General features: G+C 55.9%; 2 protein-coding genes and 1 pseudogene. All 3 read right to left on the bottom strand.

The genetic code is table 11. The annotated features are described in order from the left end of the window. A partial coding sequence (locus H6F43_RS11850; RefSeq protein WP_190342966.1) for a pitrilysin family protein occupies positions 1-657 on the bottom strand: 657 nt, incomplete at its 3' end. A 72-nt stretch (positions 658-729) separates the two neighbouring features. After that, positions 730-1,701, bottom strand: coding sequence for an aldo/keto reductase (locus tag H6F43_RS11845; protein ID WP_190342965.1), 972 nt, complete (start codon positions 1,699-1,701; stop codon positions 730-732). An 84-nt stretch (positions 1,702-1,785) separates the two neighbouring features. Then, positions 1,786-2,108: pseudogene (locus H6F43_RS11840) on the bottom strand (hypothetical protein); the annotation flags it as partial.

Raw genomic sequence — 2,108 nt, 5'->3', positions numbered from 1 at the left:
AAAGCTGTCTTCTACGATCCGTACTAGCTCGTCCACCGGAAGATTGCCCACGGCAACGGCAGTCATAGCGCGGGGTTGGTACCAGTGGGTGTGAAAGTCCCGCATCTGCTGGGGAGTGAGCTGTTCGATGACCGAAGTGGGTCCAAGGACTTGGCGACGGTAAGGCAGACGATCGAAGGTCAGCTCGGTGGTGTGCTGGAAGGTGCGGCGACGGGCGTTATCCTGCGATCGACGGATTTCTTCGAGAACAACGTGGCGCTCGCGCTCAAAACTATCGTCGGGAATGCTGGCATTGAGGACGACTTCGACTTGTAGCGGTGCAAGGTCGGCAAAATCCTGCGGCGCAGTGGTGATGTAGTAGTGGGTGTAGTCTTGGCTGGTGGCAGCGTTGGTGACGGCTCCGCGCTCCTCAATCTGCCGCTCAAATTCTCCACTGCGAAGCTGAGACGTTCCTTTGAAGATCATGTGCTCCAAAAAGTGCGCCATGCCGTTAATCGCATCGGATTCGATCGCAGATCCAACACTCAGCCAGATGTTGAGATTCACGGCATCTACCGGAAGCTGTTCTGCAACGATCGTTAATCCGCTGGGAGAGCGGTGAACGGTCGGAGCATTGAGCGTGCGAACAGCCGAACCGGGAAGCAGCGTTGAAGTCATGCCGTGCTCTCAAGTGAGTATTCACCTATTTTAATGCGCCAGCCCTCACTCTGCTGCGGATAGTGACGCCTCCTAGCTCCAGTTCCACATCACGGGGTTGGGGTTGTCGTCCGCCAGTGAGTCCGTCACGAGGCAACCGATCGCGTCAATTTCTGCGAGTTCGTCATCGGATAACTTCAGCGATCCGGCTTTGGCATTGTCAACCGCTTGCTCGGTGTTGCGAACACCCACGATCGCGTTTGCCTGCGGTTGGGCAATTAGCCACGCCAGCGCCACGTTGCCAAGGCTGGTTTGGTGACGGTCGGCGATCGGTCGCAGTTTGTCTAACGCTTGCTGAGCTCGTTGATAATTCTCGCCCTGACACAGTTTGTTCTTCGCGCGGTTGTCGGCAGAGTCGAATGTGTGGTCCGGTCCAAATTTACCCGTCAGCAATCCCTGCGCCAAGGATGAATAGGCAATGATCGAGATCTGATTCTCAATGCAGTACGGCGCCGCATCTTTCTCCACATAGCGCCAGAACAGCGAGTAGGGCGGCTGTATGCTGTCGATGCGTCCGTACTGCGAGGCTTCTTCCAATTGAGCGCGAGAGAAATTTGAGACGCCGATCGCCCGAATCTTGCCCTGCTGCTTCAAGTCATTTAGCGCCCGCATGGTTTCCTCGATCGGCACCACTTCGTTGCCAAATGTGCCGGAGGGCCAGTGAATCTGGTACAAGTCAATGTAGTCAGTCTTCAGGTTTTTCAGCGACCCTTCGCAGGCGTCGATGACCTGATCGTATTTTAAGTGGTTAGCAAAAACCTTAGTGGCATACACGACACGATCGCGCACGTCCGACAGCGCCTCGGCGACGACTCGCTCTGAGTGCCCTTTTCCATACACTTCGGCCGTATCGACGGTCGTAACGCCAGCCTCAAACGCAGCACGAATGGCTTTAATGGTGTCCGCGTCCTCGATGCCGACCCACTGGCTTTTACCTGCCTGCCAGGTTCCCGTGATGATAGGCGTAATCTGAATGCCGGATGTGCCAAGTTCGCGTGTATCCATAGTGGAGTATTGCTGACAGTGCTTTCACTCTATCAGGGCATCAGCTTAGAGCATCGTCCCTGCGTCAGAGGTTAGGTTTCCAAGCTACAGCAGCGTGTTTGGGTCGATACCCTGCGATCGCAGGTATGCCATCAACCGCTCTTTCTGCTGGCGTTCTTGTTCGGCACGCTGGCGTTCTTGTTCGGCGATCGTCTCAACGACCTCAACTCGCTCCACTGCCCACAGCAGCAGACTTCCTGCCGCATCCCACCAGCGTAGCCAAGCACCCGTACGAGCTTCCTTGGTGCCCTGCCAGACTCCAAGAAATAGATTCATCGACGCGATCCAGTAGCGATCGTCTGCGTTTGCTGTCTGCAATTCATATCGTCCGGCTTGCAGTTGGTAGACTTCTAGCACCGACGCCGCCG

The organism is Leptolyngbya sp. FACHB-36 (genome assembly GCF_014695955.1).
Lineage (GTDB): Bacteria > Cyanobacteriota > Cyanobacteriia > Leptolyngbyales > Leptolyngbyaceae > FACHB-36.
The sequence above is the reverse complement of the archived record's forward strand: the minus strand, read 5'-3'. Positions and strand labels throughout refer to the sequence as shown.

Excerpts from the sequence above, each read along its gene's own strand:
- H6F43_RS11845 (WP_190342965.1), bottom strand. The coding sequence starts at position 1,701 with ATGGATACACGCGAACTTGGCACATCCGGCATTCAGATTACGCCTATC.